Origin of the sequence: uncultured Thioclava sp. (assembly GCF_913064665.1) — a bacterium.
Lineage (GTDB): Bacteria > Pseudomonadota > Alphaproteobacteria > Rhodobacterales > Rhodobacteraceae > Thioclava > Thioclava arctica.
Map to the genome: position 1 here is coordinate 1 of NZ_CAJYBT010000017.1, position 17,307 is coordinate 17,307.

Genomic DNA, 17,307 nt, shown 5'->3' on the forward strand with positions numbered 1-17,307 from the left:
GATCATCGCCACGATCATTGCTGCACTTGCCGCCTATGTGTTGACGCAAAACCCCTATCAGGCGGCCAGTGTGTTTGCGATCATCGGCGTGCTGCAATTCATCATCGGCAATGTGATTGACCCGATGCTGATGGGGCATGCGCTGCGCCTCTCGAGCTTTGGGATCATTATCTCGCTGGCCTTCTGGGGTGCGGTCTGGGGCCTGCCGGGGATGTTTCTGGCGGTGCCGATCATGGTGGCACTGATGATCATCTGTGCGCAAAGCCCGACGCTGCGCCCGCTGGCGGTGTTGCTATCGCGCGAAGGCCTGCCCGAATCCGAGCATTGAGGCCTAGCGATCTTGCGGCGGGCGTTGCGGCTCGCGTGACGACGACAGCGGTTTAGATTTGCGGCGCCGCAGCCCATCGGCATCGCCACGCTTGAGGCGCATGAAATACAGCGCCGAGAGCGGCCCCATCATTCCGCTCAGAAGATAAGCGATGGTGAAGGCGTGTAAGGGCAGGGCCGTGGAGCCATCGGTGCCCCCCGCAGCACCCGCGGTGAATTGCAGCACGACCCCAGCAAACGCGATTCCCATCGCCAGCGAGATTTGCCGCGTCATTGCCGAAAATGCCGTGCCCGTGCTGATTTCCGCAGCCTCCAGATCAGCATAAGCGATGGCATTGACGGCCGTAAATACCACCGCTTGTGCCGCCCCGCCGATCAGCAGTAGCGGGATAAGCTGCCAATCGAAAATGCTGGTGACAGTCGCAAAGCCAAAGATCGTGACGCCCCGGATCAACGCGGCCAGTACCATTACCGGTTTGAACCCAAAACGATCAAGAAAACGGGGCGCAATCGCGCGCATCGACACCGCTCCCACAGCGTTCAGCCCGCTGAGCGCGCCTGATACCATGATCGTGGTGCCCAGCCCCAGCTGGAAGAACAGCGGCAACAGCAGCGAGATCGCGCCGTTGGAAAGGCGAAAAATCAGCCCTCCAATCGTGCCAATATCGAAAGTGCGATGGCGAAACAGGCTTAGATCGAGCAACGCATCGCTCCTCCCTGAGGCACGCAGCCCGTAAAGGATCAGCAAGATCACCCCCAGCACAGCTAGTCCCGTCGCGGCTTGCCAGGGCAAGATATGCTCGCCCAGTGCCGACAGCCCTGTCATGGCCGCGACAAGCCCCGAGGCGGAGAGCACAAACCCCGGCAGATCAAAAGGTTTCGCCATCGCCGGGCCGTCTTTTGGCATCACCTTCCATGTCAGCGCAATCGCGGCGGCGGCCAGTGGCAGGTTGATCAAGAAGATCGCGCGCCAGCCCAGATAAGTCGTGACCGAGGCCCCGATAAAAGGCCCGATGGCAGGCCCGATCAGCGCAGGCAGGGTGACGTAAACCATCGCGCGGGTGATTTCAGACCGCTCGGTATGGCGCAGCACGATGATGCGTCCCACGGGAGACATCAGCGCCGCCCCCAGACCTTGCACGGCGCGCGCAGCGATCAGACCGGGCAGGCTTGTTTGCAGCGCGCAGACCAGCGAGGCGGCCGCAAAGACGATCAGCGCGGTGATAAACACCCGCTTGGCTCCAAAACGGTCGGCGATCCAGCCGGACACTGGGACAAAGGCGGCCAGCGCAATCAGATAGGTCGCCATCGCCATCTTGAGCGACAGGACCGCCACCCCCAACTCGCGCGCAATCACCGGGACTGCGGTGGCCAGAACAGTGGCGTCCACCATTTCCATCAGGAGGGCGAGCGCCACCGTCAGGGGCAGGATATTGTCACGAAGGTTTTTCAGCATGCCCAAAGGCACTTAGCGCAGGAAATGCCGAAGTCACCCCATCGGCGTGCCAATCATCAACGGAAACAACCCCGCCAGTCCGATCGCGATCAGATAGACCGCCACGATATAGCTTAAAAGACGTGGGAAAATTAAGATCAGCACGCCTGCGAATACTGCCATCAGCGGCGCGAGCATCACCATCGACCCTGAATATACCATTTAAACCTCCATCACGTCACCGACTGGCAAGGCCGATCAGTTCATATACCAGCCATGGCTGACCACCAGGCTTTGGCCCGTCAGCGCGTTGCTGGGGAAGGCGGCAAAGACATAGGCCACTTCGGCGACATCCTCGACCGTTGTGAATTCGGTATCGACGGTGCCCCCGAGCATGATGTCATTGACGACCTCTTCTTCGGAAATCCCCAGATCCTTGGCCTGTTCGGGAATCTGTTTTTCCACCAGCGGCGTTTTCACGAAACCGGGGCAGATCACATTGGCACGCACGCCGTATTTGCCGCCCTCTTTCGAGATCACGCGCGCCAGACCCAGCAGCCCGTGCTTGGCCGTGACATAGGCGGATTTGAGCGGCGAGGCCTCTTTTGAGTGGACCGAGCCCATGAAAATGATCGAGCCCGATTTTTGCGTCTTCATGTAGGGGATCACCGCCTTGGAGGTCAAAAATCCGCCATCAAGGTGGACCGAGAGCAGAAATTTCCAATCCTTGAACGGGAAGTCCTCGATCGGGTGGACGATCTGGATGCCGGCATTCGAAACCAGAACGTCAATGCGGCCCCATTTGTCGGCCACCGCCTTGACGCCCGCATTGACCTGATCTTCATCGGTCACGTTCATCTCGACGGCCATCGCGCGGCCCGGTCCTTGGGCGTTCAATTCATCGGCGGTCGCCTGCGCGACCGCCAGCTTGAGGTCGGCAATCGCAACCTTGGCACCGCCTGCGACATAGCGCTCAGCAATCGCCTTGCCGATGCCAGAGGCCGCGCCGGTGATGATGCAGATTTTGTCTTTCAGATCGAGGGTCATGGAGTAACTCCTTGGGTTAACTTATTAAATTTATGTCAGGCGAGGTAGTCATGGACCACCATGCCCAGACCCAGCGTCAGATCGGTAAGAATGTGGCTGGCCGAGACCACCTCGTGCACGGGCAGATCGGCGACCGGGGCGAGGGCGTGTTCAAACAGCTCCAGCCGGGCAGGGGCGGACCATGCGCCTTTGACGGTCACGTCTTGCGAAGCATAGCGCACCAGTTCGCAAATCCGCGGCGTGCAATCGACATGCGGGATGATCTTGAGCAGGAAAGCCGGGGCCTCGACGGCGGCCTTGGCCTGCACCAGATCCATCGCGGTATATTTGAACCCCATCGTGGCCGTGGCAATGCGCACCGGGCCAATATCGAGCGTGCCCAGCAGCGTGTCTTTCTCGACGCTCAGACGCGGCGCGCCCAGTTTCTTGGGAAAGCCCCAAATCTCGCGCCCGCCCGCAATCGGGGCTTCGTCATCAAGATACATCGCGTGGCTATAGCCGCCCTCGACCCCATTGAAACTGACGGGAATGACTTGGCCGCTTTCGGTATAATCGCCAAAGCCAGTCGAATTGGGCATGCGGATGAATTCAAATTTCACAAGGCCCTCGGGATTGGGCACAAGGGGTTCGGGCACCACGTCGCGCAACAGATTGGGATCGGTGCGATAGGTGATGGTAAAGAATTCGCGGTTGATAAAACGATAGGGGCCGGGCGGAAATGCGGGGCTGGTGAGGGGCATTGCGAAAGCGGTTTTGAGAACATCGTCTTGTTTCATCGGAGGGCTCCAAACTTCGGTTATCGCAGGCTTAAATCAAAGGCTTTCATGCCCTCGCCGGGGGCCAGTAGGGTTTCCCAATCGGCATTGGCATGGCTGCGCTGCACGTCGCGGCTTCCGGCCTGCCAATGCTCCAGCATCGAAGGGCGCGAGAACTCGTAATCTTTTGAGCCGTTTTCATAGGCAAAATGGCGATATATCAGGTGAATGACCGTCACGTCCGAATTTGCGGCCGCATCCATCAGCAGTCGCAGGTCGGGATCGTCGCGCAACTCGGGGGGGAGTTTTGCCGCCAGTCGACGTGCAAGCTCTGACACGCGCGACAAGTCCTTCATCCGGTCGGTCGTTGCGCGGGTGCGCGATGAAAACCGGATGTCCTTTTCGCGCGTCTCGATGCCCGCAAGCGTCGCGGGGGCCTCGCCCGAAGCCGGAAACAGATCAACCTGATAAATCAGAAGCGGCGGGCAATTGCCTTGCGCGCAACTCAGTTGCAAGCCGTCCTCAAGCACGTATTGCAACGGTGCATTTGACACCAAGCCACCATCCCAATAGAGCGCACCGTCAATTTCGATCGGGGGAAAGCCCGGCGGCAGCGCGCCTGATGCCATCACATGATCGGGCGTGAGGATGGTATCTTCGCTGTCGAAATAGGTCAGGTTGCCGGTCTCGATATTGACCGCCCCAAGGCTGACGCGCACCGGCCCGTCATTGAGCAGGTCAAAATCCACCAACCGCTCCAGCGTGTCGCGCAGTGGAGCGGTGTCGTAATAGCTGATTTTGGTCGGGTCGGTGAATTTGGTGATCCATGCACTCGGCATGCGCGGGCGGAAAAACCCCGGCACGCCGAACATCATTGCTTCCAGAGATGAGGCGCTGTTCCAAGGCCCGCGCGCGATGCCCGTGGGCACGAAGGGCAAGCTGGCGGTGGCCATGCTGGTTTTTTCCCAGAAGTCCCGCAGGGCCGCTACGCGTTTTTCCGGCGGGTTGCCTGCGATCAGGGCGCAATTGATCGACCCGATCGAGATTCCCGCCACCCAGTCAGGGCTCAGCCCGGAATCTGCGAGCGCCTCGAATGCGCCCGCTTGATAGGCCCCCAGCGCGCCGCCCCCTTGCAGCACCAGCACTTTATGTCGGTCTTTCGCCTGTTCAGGGATGTGGATCGGGATATGGGCTGCGTGGCGGCGGGTCTGACCGAGCACGTCGCGGTTCGGGGATTTACGGCTTGTTCGGGTGGGGCTGCTTCGTGCCATTGGAATGGCTCCTCGCACTGTGCTTCACTGGCGCTTCATCGACAGAACTCTGCGCGGATGGCGTTGTTCCTGCGCGACACGGGCATGTGTGCGCAGAGGAGGAGATGTGAAAAAGCCCGCCCTTTTTCGGGGCGGGCAGGTGGGAGAGAAACACGATGATGGGCGAACGCGCCCCCGCAGACCGGAGAGAGAACAGTGCGAGGGCGGCTCGTAACGGGTGGCGCGCGATTGAGGGGGGGAGAGAGCCCCCTGTCTCGGCGCACCCGTTTGGCGGGATGTTTGCGGGCTGCGCGACCAAAATGAGAGGTTTGATTGCGCGGCACATCTGTCAACTTGGCAGTAGTGTTTCGATGCTCCATTCCGATATCGGCACACCCCAGCTGGGCACGCGGCCATTGTTGCGAAAAAAGATTTCCTTGTAGGCCAGCTTTTGCATATAGGGCATTTTGCCCATCCGCAGTTCCTGAATATCGCCGCCAAACCAAGAGGTTGAGTGGATGTAAAAGCCCTTGCCACCGCCCATGTCGCCAATGCAGATGACCTCGGGGTGCCACTCTTTATTGGCCTCGGCCTTACTGAGGCGGCCCAGATCGCCCGCGATCTGACGCCCTACCACGTCACATTCCTGATGCCCGATCGCGCCCAGCTTTGGCACGGTCAGCGCGGCGGCATCGCCACAGGCAAACACCTCGGGGTGGTCAGGGTTGCGCATCCGCATATCGGTGACGATAAAGCCGACCTCATCGGACACCGACAGCCCTTTGAGGAAGTCATGCGGCTTCCAGTTTGGCAAAACGATCTTGAGTTCAGCCGGCAGGGAGCGCCCATCGGTGAACTCGATCCCCTCTTTGGTCAGGCGTTTGATCCCCTCGACTTTGTTGACATAGTTGAACCCCATCGAGCCCGCCGCCTCCAGCAGCTTGCCCACGACCTTCTCGCCCGCATCTTCGGCGATCAGTTCCGCCGGAGTGAAAAGGGTGATGTCTTTGGGACCACCCTTGTTGCGCTCCCCCAGCCAATGCGCCAGCGACAAGGCAATCTCGACGGGCGGCCCCTCGCAGGCGGCCAAGGCGGTGGGCAGCCAATCGGGGCGGCCCTTATGGCCCTGCTCAAAGCGGTCCGAACCCACCACGATCGGCCCGCCTTGATAGTCATTCTCAAGGAAGTCGATCAGCCGATTGGCATGAAACGCGTCTGAAACCGTGTGGCCATGTTCGGCAAAGCCTTCGATGTCGTCATAGGCCAGCTTGGCCCCGAGGGCGATCACGACATAATCATAGCCGCGCGCGTATTCCGGCGCACCGGGGCGTTCATTGGGGCGAATCTTGACCGTCTTGGCGTCAATATCGAGCCCCAGAATCTCAGCCTGCACGAAATGAATGTCATCCTTGGCCAAGGCCGAGAGCAGATCCATATGCATCGTAACGGCCGGGTCGCGCCCCTCAAAGGCTTCAAGCGGGATATTGGGGATGAAATCGAGATAGGCTTTGCGGTCGATCAAGGTGATCTCACAAGCATCGCCTGCATAATCCCGGATCTTCTGTGCCGCCTCGAGGCCAGCAAAATTGCCCCCTAAAACAACAACCTGCGGTTTATTTTTGTGCGTAGCCATGGCGGCCCTATCCTTTGCTCGCCGCTTACCGACGCTGTCATGACAACTGATGCGCAGATGCAGCGGTTCCCAAATTTCAAAGCGTTCGCGCCAATGTGATAGACTCGAGACATGGCGTGCTGAGGCCAATTGATTGCGCGGCGAAGGCGGAAAAGCGCTTGGGTTTGTCACAGGTCAAACGCGCCACGCTTTGAATGTGCTAATCTCATGCCTCAACCTATGGAGGATGCCATGGCTGTTACGAAACTATCACCGGGTTCTAAAGCGGCAGGCTTCATGCCATTGCCCGATAGTGGCGATGTCTCGCAGATCGTTACGCCGCATTTGCATATGGCAGATGCGTTGATTGCCCGGAATATCGAGATGCTCGATTTCCTGAAAGCGCGCTTTGAACGTGATCGAGAGATGATCGGCAAGCTTGCGGACGAGCGCGATCCGATGAAAGCGATGAGCCTTTGGGGCGAGTTCTGGCAGTGCACGATGACCGATTACAGCACGCAGATGACCAAGTTGGCCACCTCTGCCAGCGGCCTCGCTGAGCAAGCGGTGCGCGCGGCTACTGAAGAAAGCGAGGCGATCGCGAAAGCGACTGCGGGAAAGTGACGACTCAGACGGGTAGATCACCGGTCAGTCTGACCGACGTGCCCGTCTGAGACGCCAATATGACGATTGGTGCGGCGGGGGCATGTGGAACCCGCCGCGCCGTTATCGCGTCTTAGCCCTTCCAGATCCAGCCGCCGCCAAAGATACGGCTGTCATCGGGGGCGTAGAACACGCAGGCCTGTCCGGGGCTGACGCCTTCTTCGGGGACCAGCAGTTCCACCTCTGCCGTCGTCTCTGACAGCGGGCGAATGATCGCCTCACGCGGCGGGCGGGTTGAGCGGACCTTGACGCCCAGATGCCACTCCTTGCGCGAGGTAAACGCCTCATCGCCTAGCCAGTTGATTTCGCGCACCGGGATGATGCGGGTCGAGAGCGCCTCTTTCGGGCCCACGACCACATGGCGGGAGTCGGGATCAAGCTTGACCACGTAAAGCGGATCCTCCAGCCCACCGATGCCCAGACCGCGCCGCTGCCCGACCGTATAATGGATCACGCCGCGATGCTGGCCCAGAACATTACCCTCCATATCCACGATATCGCCGGGATCCGCCGCGCCCGGACGCAGCTTTTCGATCACCGAGGCATAATCGCCATTGGGCACGAAACAAATATCCTGACTGTCGGGCTTATCCGCGACCGCCAGCCCATATTTCGCCGCCAAGGCGCGGGTCTCGGCCTTGGACGCCAGATGGCCCAGCGGAAAGCGCAAATAAGACAGCTGCTCGGGTGAGGTCGAGAACAGGAAATAGCTTTGGTCGCGATTGGCATCTGCGGCGCAATGCAGTTCTGGGCCCAGTGCGCCGACCTTGCGCTGGATGTAATGGCCTGTCGCCATGCAATCGGCGTCCAGATCTTTCGCCGTTTCCAGCAAGTCCTTGAACTTCACGCGCTCATTGCAGCGAATGCAGGGCACCGGGGTCGCCCCGCCCAAATACGCATCAGCGAACTCGTCGATCACCGCCTCGCGGAAGGTGTTTTCGTAATCCAGCACGTAATGGGGAAAGCCCATCTCCTCGGCCACGCGGCGCGCATCGTGAATATCTTGCCCCGCACAGCACGCGCCTTTTTTCGCCAAGGCCGCGCCGTGATCGTAAAGCTGCAACGTCACGCCCACCACATCATAGCCTTCCTCGGCCAGTTGCGCCGCCACAACCGAGCTATCGACGCCGCCTGACATGGCAACGACGACACGGGTTTCGCTGGGCGGCTTGGCGAATCCCAGCGAGTTGAGAGGCAAATCTTTAGGCATGTTGAACGGACCTTTAACCAGACCCGCTGAAATATAGGAAAATGCGACGCACTCACAACCCTCTGTTTCACACGCTGTTAAGAGCGATCGCGCAAACTGCCCGGTGTGAAGAGGAAGAAGGGGTGTCCCATGTATCTCAAAAAAGTCGATGGTCCACGCGCTGTGACCCTGCCTGACGGCTCGGTCCTGACCCGCGCTGACCTACCGCCCGCCCAGACCCGACGCTGGGTCGCCAGCCGCAAAGCCTTGATTGTTCGCGCACTCTCCCATGGGTTGATTTCCCGTCCCGAGTTGATTGAGCGATACGAGTTGTCCGATGAAGAGCTCGATATCTGGATCGAGGCAATTAAAAAACACGGAACAAAAGGTTTGAAAGTGACGGCAATCCAGAAATTTAGACAACTTTAGGTTGCATTGTCACGAAATCGTGCGAAGGTAACCGGGTATTAACCAATTGATGGCAGGCTCATTCCTGACTGAGGGATTAACGCGGAGAACCCAAGATGCGGATTTTGTTGGTGGAAGACGACCCGACCACGTCGCGCAGCATTGAATTGATGCTCACCCACGCAAACCTGAACGTGTATTGCACCGATCTTGGTGAAGAAGGGATCGATCTGGCAAAGCTCTATGATTACGATCTTATCTTGCTGGATCTGAACCTGCCCGACATGAACGGGCATGAGGTGTTGCGCCAATTGCGCCTGTCCAAGGTGGACACGCCGATCCTGATTTTGACCGGCTCGGACGATACCGAGAACAAGATCAAGGGATTTGGCTCGGGCGCCGATGATTACATGACCAAACCGTTCCATCGTGAGGAATTGGTGGCGCGCATTCATGCCATTATCCGGCGCTCCAAGGGGCATGCGCAATCCATCATTCGCACCGGCAAAGTTTCGGTCAATCTGGATGCCAAAACCGTCGAGGTAGAGAGCAAACCGGTCCATCTGACGGGTAAAGAATATCAGATGTTGGAATTGCTGAGCCTGCGCAAGGGCACGACGTTGACGAAAGAGATGTTTCTCAACCATCTTTATGGCGGAATGGATGAGCCCGAATTGAAAATTATCGACGTCTTTATCTGTAAATTGCGCAAGAAAATGGCCGATGCCACGGGTGGCGACAATTACATCGAGACGGTTTGGGGGCGCGGCTATGTGTTGCGCGATCCTGATCCTGATGAGTTGGAGCGTCGCATCGCGATGGGTGCCTGAGCCCGCTTAGCCGATGATCTCCGTCACGGCTCTTTACGCCCCCTCGGCGCGGCCCTAAACCTTGGGTCGAACTGAGGGGGTTTTCTTATGGTTGATCAGACTGATCTCTCGATTGACGCCTTGAGCCGCGTTGAGGCGCGCGCAGAGCTGCCCGATCTGATCGCGCAGATCGAGGCCGCCAATCGAGCCTATCACACCAAGGACACGCCCGAAATTTCGGATGCGGAGTATGACCGGTTGAAACACCGACTCGCCGCGATCGAAGCGAAATTTCCCGATCTGAAACCAAGCGACAGCCCCAGCGAGAAAGTTGGTGGCGCGCTGGCTGAGGGCTTTGGGAAAATTCCGCATGAAGTGCGGATGATGAGTCTCTCCAACGCTTTCTCGGATGAGGATGTGGTCGAATTTGACGCGTCAATTCGCAGCTTTCTGGGGCTCGGGGCGGATGCGCCCTTGGCCTATACGGGGGAGCCCAAGATTGACGGGCTGTCTCTCTCGATCCGCTATGATCAGGGGAAATTGGTTTATGCCGCTACGCGCGGCGATGGGAACGTGGGCGAAAACGTTACTGCGAACGCCCTCACAATTGCGGATATCCCTCAGCAGCTGAGCGGTGCGCCCGATCATCTTGAAGTGCGTGGCGAGGTCTATATGGCCCATGCCGATTTCGCGGCCCTCAATGCCCTTGCTTTGGAAAACGGGGATAAACCCTTTGCAAATCCGCGCAACGCCGCCGCCGGATCGCTGCGTCAGTTGGATGCGCGCATCACAGCCGCGCGCCCGCTGCGGTTTTTTGCCTATGCGTGGGGGGTGCTGTCGGCCCCATTAGCGCCCACCCAAAAAGGTGCGATAGCGCGTCTGTCGGAGCTTGGTTTTCAGACCAATCCCCTGACCGTGCTATGCGATGGACCCGGCGAAATGCTGGATCATTACCGCAAGATCGAGGCGATGCGCGCCGATCTTGGCTATGACATTGACGGCGTGGTGTACAAGGTCGACGATCTTGCCTTGCAGCGCCGCCTTGGGTTTCGCTCGACGACGCCGCGATGGGCGATCGCGCATAAATTCCCCGCCGAGTTGGCCTGGACCCGGCTTGAGGCGATCGAAATTCAGGTTGGGCGCACCGGCGCGCTTAGCCCTGTGGCACGTCTCGCGCCGGTCACGGTCGGCGGTGTAGTGGTGTCCAACGCGACCCTGCACAATGAGGATTACATCGCCGGACGCGACAGCCGTGGCGCGCTGATCCGCGAGGGGCGCGATATTCGCGTTGGTGATCTGGTGCAAGTGTATCGCGCCGGCGATGTGATCCCAAAAATCGCTGATGTCGATCTGACCCAGCGACCGGATGACTCGTTACCTTTTGAATTTCCAACGCACTGTCCGCGCTGCGGGTCGGATGCGATCCGCGAAGAGGGCGATGCGGTGCGCCGTTGCACTGGCGGGCTGATCTGCCCCGCTCAAGCGGTTGAAAAACTGAAGCATTTCGTCTCGCGTGCCGCGTTCGATATCGAAGGTTTGGGCGCCAAACAGGTCGAGGCATTTTACGAAGATGGCTGGATTCGCGAGCCGGGCGATATTTTCACGCTTGAGGATCGCTACGGGCAGGGCTTGCAGCAGTTGAAGAACCGCGAGGGTTGGGGCGAAAAATCGGCGCGCAACCTGTTTGACGCGATCGCTGAAAAACGTCGTATCCCCTTGGCGCGCTTGATCTTTGCGCTCGGAATCCGTCATGTCGGGGAAACCAGTGCGGGGCTTTTGGCGACCCATTATGGCACTTGGGATGCGTTTGAAACGGCGATGACGCAGGCCGAGATCGGGCAGGGGGCCGCTTGGGAAGATTTGCTTTCAATCGACGGGGTCGGGGCGACGCTGGCTACCTCGGTCATCGCAACGTTCCATCAAGAAGGAGAGCGCGCCTCTATCGACCGGCTGGCGGCACATCTTGACGTACAAGAGGCCGAGAAACCCAAATCCGATAGCGAAATTTCCGGCCTCACCGTCGTTTTCACCGGCTCCTTGGAGCGTATGACACGCGCCGAGGCCAAGGCGCGCGCCGAAAGTCTGGGCGCCAAGGTTGCCGGCTCTGTCAGTGCCAAGACCGACCTGTTGGTGGCAGGCCCCGGCGCAGGCTCAAAGGCGAAAAAGGCTGCCGATCTGGGCATTCGTGTGATCGACGAAGACGCCTGGATCGCATTGGCGCACAGCACATGAGCGGACGCCCCGAAGCCCTTTTCCCGCTGTTTTCCGGGCTCGAAACGCTGGCCGGGATCGGCGAGAAGACGGCGAAATCCTTCGCGCCTCTGGGTGTCGAGGTACCGCGTGATCTGTTGTTCACGCTGCCCCATTCGGTGATCGACCGCCGTCCTGTCAAGACCGTGCAGGGGGTCGCGGCTGGCAGTGTCGTGACGGTGGAGCTAACGATCGACAGCCATATTCCGGCGCGCCGACGCGGCCTGCCGGACCGGGTGATGTGCCATGATAGCGAAATCGACGTAACGCTGATCTTTTTCCATGCGCGCGGCGATTGGCTGGCGCGCCATTTGCCGCAAGGGGCGCGCCGCGTGGTCTCGGGCAAACTTGAGATTTACGATGGCATGGCGCAGATCGTGCATCCCGATCACATACTGCCTCCCGAGCAAGCCGACGAAATTGCACGGTTTGAACCCGTTTATCCGCTCACCGCCGGGGTCAGTCAAAAGTTGATGACGAAGGCGGCGCAGTCGGCGCTGGCATTGGCGCCGCAGATGGGCGAGTGGATTGATCCGGCGCTCAAAACGCGCGAGGGCTGGCCCGATTGGAACGGAGCGATCCGTGCCGCACATGCCCCCGAGGGCTTGGCGGATGTGATGGGCACCGCGCCCGCGCGTGCGCGCCTTGCCTATGATGAGCTGTTCGCCCATCAACTGACCCTTGCCTTGGCGCGCAGACAAGCGCGGCGCAAACCGGGGCGGGCCACGCAGGGAACCGGGGTTCTGGCGCGCAAAGTATTGCAATCACTTCCCTATAGTCCAACGAATGCGCAGACTCGCGCGATTGCGGAAATCGCTGGCGATCTGGCCTCGACGCGTCGGATGAACCGGCTTTTGCAAGGCGATGTTGGCGCGGGCAAGACGTTGGTGGCGTTTATGGCGCTGCTGACGGCGGTCGAAGCAGGCGGGCAGGGCGTGATGATGGCGCCCACCGAAATCCTTGCGCGTCAGCATCTTGAGGGGCTTGCCCCTCTGGCTCAGGCGGCGGGCGTTCGCCTTGATCTGCTCACCGGGCGCGACAAGGGGGCGGACCGTGCGCGCAAGCTGGCCGATCTGGCGCAGGGCAAGATCGCGATCTTGGTAGGCACCCATGCTGTGTTTCAAAAAGACGTTGTGTTTCAGGACCTTCGCCTTGCCGTCACCGATGAGCAGCATCGTTTTGGCGTGGCGCAACGGATGGAGCTGGGGGCCAAAGGGCAGGCGGTTGACAGTCTCGTGATGACGGCCACGCCTATCCCGCGCTCGCTCGCGCTGGCGCAATATGGCGATATGGATGTGAGCCTGCTTGATGAAAAACCCCCGGGTCGCAAGCCGATCACCACGGCGTTGGTTGCCTCCGAGCGCATCGGCGAGGTGGTGGAGCATCTGCGCCGCGCCGTCGCCGATGGGCGCCAAGCCTATTGGGTCTGCCCCCTCGTCGAGGAGAGCGAGAGGGTCGATCTGACATCTGCCGAGGACCGGTTTCGCCATTTGCGCGCCGAGCTGGGTGAAGGGGTCGTCGGGCTGGTTCATGGCCAGATGCCGCCCGCCGAGAAAGACGCTGCGATGGCGGATTTCATGACAGGGCGGACCGCTGTTTTGGTAGCGACCACAGTGATCGAGGTTGGCGTGAATGTGCCCAATGCCACGATCATGGTGATCGAGCGCGCCGAGAGCTTTGGTCTGGCGCAGCTTCACCAACTGCGTGGCCGCGTCGGGCGCGGTGCGGCGGCCTCGACCTGTTTGATGATCTATCAAGCCCCCCTCAGCGAAACCGGCGAACGCCGCCTGCGGATCCTGCGTGAGACCGAAGACGGGTTTCGCATTGCCGAGGAAGATCTCGCGATGCGCGGCGCAGGCGATATGATTGGCACGGCGCAATCTGGCTTGCCGCGGTTTCGCATTGCCGATCTGGAGCGCCAAGCGGGGCTTTTGGCCGTGGCGCAAAGCGATGCGCGCAAGCTTTTGCTGGATGATCCCGATCTGAGTGGGCCGCGCGGACAAGCGGCGCGCCAGCTTTTGTGGTTGATGGGGCAGGATCAAGCGATCCGTTTGATCAATGTCGGCTGACTAATTCCCTTCATTTTGGCGCTTGTTCTCAAATGTTCTCAAAAAGTTCTTTACAGGGCGTTAAGAATATGAGAACAAAGTGGCAACAGAGATGAAGGAGACCAAAATGGCCCAACAAATCAAAGCAGTCTTTGCAAGAAACTCCTCGACGCTTTTGCATGACGCCATCGGTGGTGTCGCGCTATGTGTCAGCTTTCTGATCGCGCTTTATTTGCCCGGGTTGTTGTGATCCTTCGCTTCGTTCGCCTTTGACGTTACTGCCTCGCGCTTTCTGCTTTGCCGCACCTGTCCCAAACAAACGCGGCCCGCCTGTCCCAAGGTTTTGCCTGTCCGAAAGCGCAAACTTGCCGCCATCCCCTCACCGGGGTGGCGGTTTTTTTTCATGGTGAAAGGGGCAGGGGTCAGGCCGCGATGGCGCTGTCGAAAGCCGCCAAGGTGGCCTCGGGGGCGAGCAGGATCGAGCCATGCCGATTGGGATATTCGCGTGCGGCCGTGAGCACTTCGTACTCGCCGAAGGGGGCATCGGGGACCGGGCCGCCTTTGAGCATCGCCGCCAGTTGATCGCGCAGCCGCGCCACCTGATCGCGTGAACACCCGATGACCTGCGCGCCAAAAATTGCTGCCGAAGCTTGCCCCAAAGCGCAGGCGTGAACCGTCTGACTATAGCCGCTGATCCGCCCGTCCTGCAGCGTGATCGCGACCTCAACCGTCGAGCCGCAAAGCGGCGCGCGTTTGCGCAGCACAGCGTCGGGATTCGCAAGCGGGTCGGTGCAGGGCATGTCGGCCGCCAGTGCGAGAATGCGCTGGGAATAGAGTTTGATCAGATCAGCGTCGCTCATGGCTTTTCCCTTCGGTCCGTCCGGGGTAAATAGGGTGAGCGCCCCCAGAAGGAAAGTGTCGATGCCGTTTGATCCCGCCAGCCTGCGCTATGATTCCAACGGGTTGATTCCCGCGATTGCCCAAGACTATCAGACCGGAGAGGTGCTGATGATGGCTTGGATGAACGCCGAAAGCATTGCGCATACACTTGAGAAAGGTCACGTAACCTATTGGTCCAGATCGCGAAAGTCGCTTTGGGCCAAGGGTGAAAGCTCGGGCCATGTGCAAAGCCTGCGCGAGATGCGGATTGATTGTGATCGCGATTGTTTGCTGCTGTTGGTCGATCAAATCGGTCCCGCATGCCATACCAATCGCCGCTCATGTTTTTATACGGCGCTGCGTGAAGGCGACGAAGTCGAGATCCTGAGCCCCATTGAGGATTAGCGCCTAAAGCCCGACCATCCGGCGAATGTCGGCGGGGCTGGCCCCATCTTCACGATATTTCGCAATTGCTCTTGCATCGTCACGCTTGGCAAGACGTTTGCCATTTTCGTCACGAATTAACGCGTGATGACAATAGCTTGGCGTTGGAAGTTGAAGTAGCTTCTGGAGCGTGACGTGGATTTTTGTGGCGTCAAACAGGTCTTCGCCTCGTACGATATGGGTCACGCCCTGAGCCGCATCGTCCAGCACCACGGCGAGGTGATACGACGTGCCCATCTCGCGCCGCGCAAGCACCACATCGCCCACATCTTTGCGCATTTGCTCCGGGGTAATCTGATGCACGCCCGTGCGATCCTTGCAGAGTTCGGTAAAGCTGCACTCTGTTGCCGCGCGCAGCATGTTTAACCTCAGCACGTCATTGGGTAGGGGTTGACCAGGGCGCGGGGCACCGGACTGGCGGCAGGTACCGGGATAGATCAGCCCATCGGGGCCAAACCCTGCACCTTCTTGCGGGGCATTCGCGGCCTCTTCAATATCGCGACGGGTGCAGGTGCAGCGATAAAGGAATCCGGTTTTCCAAAGTGTATCAAGGGTTTCTCGGTAGCAGCTAAAGCGGTCGGATTGGCGCATCACGGGGCCGTCCCACGTGATGCCAAGCCAGTGCAGGTCGTCGTAAATCTGGCGTTCCCAATGCGGTCGCGCCCGGCTTTGGTCAATATCCTCAATGCGCAGCAGAAACTGACCGCCCGCTTTGCGCGCCATGTTATGGGCCAAAAGCGCGCTATAGGCGTGACCCAGATGAAGTGGCCCGGTGGGCGATGGCGCGAACCGGGTGATCATCTTAGGTTTGGCTTTCAAGCCATTGATTAAACGTCTCTTTCGCGCGATCTGTATAGGCTTTGTAACGGTCCTTGCGCCCACGCCGTCCGCCTTTGGCGTCAATTGGCGGGAAAAGCCCAAAATTGACATTCATCGGCTGAAAAGTCTTGGCTTCGGCACCGCCAGTGATGTGGGTGACAAGCGCGCCCATCGCGGTGTCGGGGCCGGGTGGTGGCAATGCGCGCCCCTGAAGTTCAGCCGCCGCCATCCTCCCCGCCAGCAGCCCCATTGCGGTGCTTTCGACATAGCCCTCAACCCCGGTGATCTGCCCAGCAAAGCGCAGATGCGGGTGCGATTTCAGTCGCATCTGGGCATCCAGCAGCGTCGGGGAGTTGATGAACGTATTGCGGTGAATGCCGCCAAGGCGCGCGAACTTGGCATCCTGAAGGCCGGGAATCATTCGGAAAACAGAGGCTTGCGCACCATATTTCATCTTGGTCTGAAAACCGACGATATTATAAAGCGTGCCAAGCGCGTTGTCGCGGCGCAGTTGCACCACAGCGTAGGGCTTGTTCTGCGGGTCGTGATCATTGGTCAGACCGACGGGCTTCATCGGGCCAAAGCGCAGTGTTTCGCGCCCGCGTTCGGCCATGACCTCAATCGGGAGGCAGCCGTCAAAATAGGGTGTGGGCTTGTCACCTGAACCCGCTTCGCCCTCGTGAAACTCGGTCTTTTCTGCGGCCATGAGCGCGTCGATGAACGCCTCATACTGATCATGCGTCATCGGGCAGTTGATATAGGCAGTGCGCTCTTCTTCGGTCTCGCCCTTGTCATAGCGCGACTGCCGCCAAGCGATGGACATATCGATGCTTTCGGCATAGACGATCGGCGCGATGGCATCGAAAAAGGCCAGCCTGTCCTGCCCGGAAGCGGCCCCAATCGCGGTCCCCAAGGCCGGAGACGTCAGCGGACCGGTCGCAAAGATCCAGTTGCCACTTGAAGGAAGACTTGTAACCTCTTCTTCAACAAAGGAAATGTTTTCATGCGCGCGCAGGCGATCTGTCACGGCTTGCGAAAATGCATCACGGTCCACCGCCAATGCTCCGCCCGCCGGCAAGCGATGCTGGCGTGCCATTTCCATGATCAAACCACCCGCCGCGCTCATTTCCCAATGAAGCTGGCCGACCGCGTTTTGCTGATCGTCATCAGAACGAAACGAATTCGAGCAGACCATTTCAGCGAAATTTCCGCTTTGATGGGCAAAGGTTTCGACCTTGGGGCGCATCTCGTGCAGCACGACATGCACGCCTGCATTGGCCGCCTGCCAGGCTGCTTCTGATCCGGCCATTCCGCCGCCGACAATGTGAAGTTCTTGGGTCATGATCCGCCTAATATAAGCGAAAAGCTGCGC

At 59.5% G+C, this 17,307-nt stretch carries 18 protein-coding genes; 8 read left to right on the top strand and 10 right to left on the bottom strand.

Annotated elements, in window-relative coordinates:
* Positions 1 to 328, top strand: a 328-nt coding sequence (locus QZ571_RS09015; protein ID WP_295533654.1) for an AI-2E family transporter, incomplete at its 5' end; no start/stop codon positions are given.
* Between the two features lie 3 nt (positions 329 to 331).
* On the opposite strand, the gene QZ571_RS09020 is transcribed toward QZ571_RS09015, so the two are convergent.
* The 6 genes from QZ571_RS09020 to QZ571_RS09045 form a co-directional block, all read right to left on the bottom strand.
* Positions 332 to 1,783: an MFS transporter gene (locus tag QZ571_RS09020; RefSeq protein ID WP_295533656.1), complete on the bottom strand. Its 1,452-nt coding sequence runs from the start codon at positions 1,781 to 1,783 to the stop codon at positions 332 to 334.
* 33 nt (positions 1,784 to 1,816) lie between these two features.
* Positions 1,817 to 1,984, bottom strand: a complete 168-nt coding sequence (locus QZ571_RS09025; RefSeq protein ID WP_295533658.1) for a DUF3096 domain-containing protein — start codon at positions 1,982 to 1,984, stop codon at positions 1,817 to 1,819.
* A 36-nt stretch (positions 1,985 to 2,020) separates the two neighbouring features.
* Positions 2,021 to 2,809, bottom strand: coding sequence for a 3-hydroxybutyrate dehydrogenase (locus tag QZ571_RS09030; RefSeq protein WP_295533660.1), 789 nt, complete (start codon positions 2,807 to 2,809; stop codon positions 2,021 to 2,023).
* A 35-nt stretch (positions 2,810 to 2,844) separates the two neighbouring features.
* A complete protein-coding gene (locus tag QZ571_RS09035) occupies positions 2,845 to 3,585 on the bottom strand; it encodes an acetoacetate decarboxylase (protein ID WP_295533662.1) in 741 nt (246 codons plus the stop codon).
* A 20-nt stretch (positions 3,586 to 3,605) separates the two neighbouring features.
* Positions 3,606 to 4,835, bottom strand: coding sequence for a patatin-like phospholipase family protein (locus QZ571_RS09040; RefSeq protein WP_295533664.1), 1,230 nt, complete (start codon positions 4,833 to 4,835; stop codon positions 3,606 to 3,608).
* A gap of 328 nt (positions 4,836 to 5,163) precedes the next feature.
* Positions 5,164 to 6,447 (bottom strand): FAD-dependent oxidoreductase, encoded by a 1,284-nt coding sequence (locus tag QZ571_RS09045; RefSeq protein WP_295533666.1) that lies wholly within the window; start codon positions 6,445 to 6,447, stop codon positions 5,164 to 5,166.
* A gap of 231 nt (positions 6,448 to 6,678) precedes the next feature.
* Here QZ571_RS09045 and QZ571_RS09050 point away from each other — a divergent pair, with 231 nt between their 5' ends.
* Positions 6,679 to 7,050, top strand: coding sequence for a phasin family protein (locus tag QZ571_RS09050; RefSeq protein ID WP_295533668.1), 372 nt, complete (start codon positions 6,679 to 6,681; stop codon positions 7,048 to 7,050).
* Between the two features lie 112 nt (positions 7,051 to 7,162).
* Here QZ571_RS09050 and mnmA read toward each other — a convergent pair whose 3' ends face one another.
* The gene (mnmA, locus tag QZ571_RS09055) at positions 7,163 to 8,299 is read right to left on the bottom strand and encodes a tRNA 2-thiouridine(34) synthase MnmA (RefSeq protein WP_295533670.1); all 1,137 of its coding nucleotides are present in this window, start codon (positions 8,297 to 8,299) and stop codon (positions 7,163 to 7,165) included.
* A 129-nt stretch (positions 8,300 to 8,428) separates the two neighbouring features.
* On the opposite strand from mnmA, the gene QZ571_RS09060 reads away from it, so the two are divergent.
* The 5 genes from QZ571_RS09060 to QZ571_RS09080 all read left to right on the top strand — a co-directional run bounded on the left by QZ571_RS09060 (position 8,429) and on the right by QZ571_RS09080 (position 14,043).
* Positions 8,429 to 8,707 (top strand): DUF1153 domain-containing protein, encoded by a 279-nt coding sequence (locus QZ571_RS09060; RefSeq protein ID WP_295533672.1) that lies wholly within the window; start codon positions 8,429 to 8,431, stop codon positions 8,705 to 8,707.
* 95 nt (positions 8,708 to 8,802) lie between these two features.
* Entirely contained in the window at positions 8,803 to 9,516 is a 714-nt protein-coding gene (ctrA, locus tag QZ571_RS09065; protein WP_295533674.1) for a response regulator transcription factor CtrA, read from the top strand.
* A gap of 87 nt (positions 9,517 to 9,603) precedes the next feature.
* Positions 9,604 to 11,727 carry an NAD-dependent DNA ligase LigA gene (gene ligA / locus QZ571_RS09070; RefSeq protein ID WP_295533676.1) on the top strand — a complete coding sequence of 708 codons (2,124 nt, stop codon included), beginning with the start codon at positions 9,604 to 9,606 and terminating at the stop codon, positions 11,725 to 11,727.
* Positions 11,724 to 13,814, top strand: coding sequence for an ATP-dependent DNA helicase RecG (gene recG, locus QZ571_RS09075; RefSeq protein WP_295533678.1), 2,091 nt, complete (start codon positions 11,724 to 11,726; stop codon positions 13,812 to 13,814). The genes ligA and recG overlap by 4 nt, the downstream gene beginning before the upstream one ends.
* 106 nt (positions 13,815 to 13,920) lie before the next feature.
* Positions 13,921 to 14,043, top strand: a complete 123-nt coding sequence (locus tag QZ571_RS09080) for a hypothetical protein (protein WP_295533680.1) — start codon at positions 13,921 to 13,923, stop codon at positions 14,041 to 14,043.
* Positions 14,044 to 14,215: 172 nt separating this feature from the next.
* Here QZ571_RS09080 and QZ571_RS09085 read toward each other — a convergent pair whose 3' ends face one another.
* Positions 14,216 to 14,653, bottom strand: a complete 438-nt coding sequence (locus QZ571_RS09085; RefSeq protein WP_295533682.1) for an iron-sulfur cluster assembly scaffold protein — start codon at positions 14,651 to 14,653, stop codon at positions 14,216 to 14,218.
* A gap of 61 nt (positions 14,654 to 14,714) precedes the next feature.
* Here QZ571_RS09085 and hisI point away from each other — a divergent pair, with 61 nt between their 5' ends.
* On the top strand, positions 14,715 to 15,077 hold the full coding sequence (gene hisI, locus QZ571_RS09090) for a phosphoribosyl-AMP cyclohydrolase (RefSeq protein WP_295533684.1): 363 nt from the start codon (positions 14,715 to 14,717) through the stop codon (positions 15,075 to 15,077).
* A gap of 3 nt (positions 15,078 to 15,080) precedes the next feature.
* Here hisI and gluQRS read toward each other — a convergent pair whose 3' ends face one another.
* Both gluQRS and trmFO read right to left on the bottom strand, forming a co-directional pair.
* Positions 15,081 to 15,917 (bottom strand): tRNA glutamyl-Q(34) synthetase GluQRS, encoded by an 837-nt coding sequence (gene gluQRS / locus QZ571_RS09095; RefSeq protein ID WP_295533686.1) that lies wholly within the window; start codon positions 15,915 to 15,917, stop codon positions 15,081 to 15,083.
* A gap of 1 nt (position 15,918) precedes the next feature.
* A complete protein-coding gene (gene trmFO, locus QZ571_RS09100; protein ID WP_295533687.1) occupies positions 15,919 to 17,277 on the bottom strand; it encodes a methylenetetrahydrofolate--tRNA-(uracil(54)-C(5))-methyltransferase (FADH(2)-oxidizing) TrmFO in 1,359 nt (452 codons plus the stop codon).
* Positions 17,278 to 17,307: the final 30 nt, after the last annotated feature.

Coding starts and splice junctions, on each gene's coding strand:
- trmFO (WP_295533687.1), bottom strand. CDS start 17,277: ATGACCCAAGAACTTCACATTGTCGGCGGCGGAATGGCCGGATCAGAA.
- ligA (WP_295533676.1), top strand. CDS start 9,604: ATGGTTGATCAGACTGATCTCTCGATTGACGCCTTGAGCCGCGTTGAG.
- QZ571_RS09050 (WP_295533668.1), top strand. CDS start 6,679: ATGGCTGTTACGAAACTATCACCGGGTTCTAAAGCGGCAGGCTTCATG.
- QZ571_RS09045 (WP_295533666.1), bottom strand. CDS start 6,447: ATGGCTACGCACAAAAATAAACCGCAGGTTGTTGTTTTAGGGGGCAAT.
- hisI (WP_295533684.1), top strand. CDS start 14,715: ATGCCGTTTGATCCCGCCAGCCTGCGCTATGATTCCAACGGGTTGATT.
- QZ571_RS09085 (WP_295533682.1), bottom strand. CDS start 14,653: ATGAGCGACGCTGATCTGATCAAACTCTATTCCCAGCGCATTCTCGCA.
- QZ571_RS09020 (WP_295533656.1), bottom strand. CDS start 1,783: ATGCTGAAAAACCTTCGTGACAATATCCTGCCCCTGACGGTGGCGCTC.
- QZ571_RS09030 (WP_295533660.1), bottom strand. CDS start 2,809: ATGACCCTCGATCTGAAAGACAAAATCTGCATCATCACCGGCGCGGCC.
- QZ571_RS09025 (WP_295533658.1), bottom strand. CDS start 1,984: ATGGTATATTCAGGGTCGATGGTGATGCTCGCGCCGCTGATGGCAGTA.
- QZ571_RS09060 (WP_295533672.1), top strand. CDS start 8,429: ATGTATCTCAAAAAAGTCGATGGTCCACGCGCTGTGACCCTGCCTGAC.
- ctrA (WP_295533674.1), top strand. CDS start 8,803: ATGCGGATTTTGTTGGTGGAAGACGACCCGACCACGTCGCGCAGCATT.
- QZ571_RS09035 (WP_295533662.1), bottom strand. CDS start 3,585: ATGAAACAAGACGATGTTCTCAAAACCGCTTTCGCAATGCCCCTCACC.
- QZ571_RS09040 (WP_295533664.1), bottom strand. CDS start 4,835: ATGGCACGAAGCAGCCCCACCCGAACAAGCCGTAAATCCCCGAACCGC.
- QZ571_RS09080 (WP_295533680.1), top strand. CDS start 13,921: ATGGCCCAACAAATCAAAGCAGTCTTTGCAAGAAACTCCTCGACGCTT.
- gluQRS (WP_295533686.1), bottom strand. CDS start 15,917: ATGATCACCCGGTTCGCGCCATCGCCCACCGGGCCACTTCATCTGGGT.
- recG (WP_295533678.1), top strand. CDS start 11,724: ATGAGCGGACGCCCCGAAGCCCTTTTCCCGCTGTTTTCCGGGCTCGAA.
- mnmA (WP_295533670.1), bottom strand. CDS start 8,299: ATGCCTAAAGATTTGCCTCTCAACTCGCTGGGATTCGCCAAGCCGCCC.